This is a genomic window from Deinococcus pimensis DSM 21231 (assembly GCF_000519345.1).
Lineage (GTDB): Bacteria > Deinococcota > Deinococci > Deinococcales > Deinococcaceae > Deinococcus_A > Deinococcus_A pimensis.
The window spans coordinates 107,775-108,163 of sequence record NZ_KI912668.1 but is presented as its reverse complement, the minus strand read 5'-3'; the positions used below and the strand labels follow the sequence as shown (position 1 = coordinate 108,163).

General features: G+C 75.3%; 1 protein-coding gene. It reads right to left on the bottom strand.

Features of this window, described 5'->3' with window-relative positions:
* A partial coding sequence (locus DEIPI_RS32510) for an alpha/beta hydrolase fold domain-containing protein (protein ID WP_157463795.1) occupies positions 1-389 on the bottom strand: 389 nt, incomplete at both ends.

Here is a 389-nt window from a genome sequence, read left to right as displayed (position 1 = left end):
CCCCGGCCACCGCGAGACGCGAGGCGTCCGCGCCGAGCTCCGCCGCGTGATCGGCGGCCCAGCGCAGTGCGGCGAAGGCGTCCTCGACGGCGGCGGGGAAGGGATGCTCGGGCGCGAGGCGGTACTCGACGCTCAGCACCATGGAGCCGGACTCGGCGCACAGCTCGCGGCACAGCGGGTCGTGCGTCTCGACGGAGTACGCGACGAACCCGCCGCCGTGGAAGAACACGGTCAGCGGGAAGGGGCCCTCGCCGCGCGGCACGTAGAGCCGCGCCGGGAGGTCCGACGCGGGCCCGGGGACCGTCAGGTCGCGTGTGGAGGCGATCTCCACGGGTCGCCTCGGCATCTGCGCGGTGCGGGCGAGGGTGACGGCGCGCATCTCCTCGATG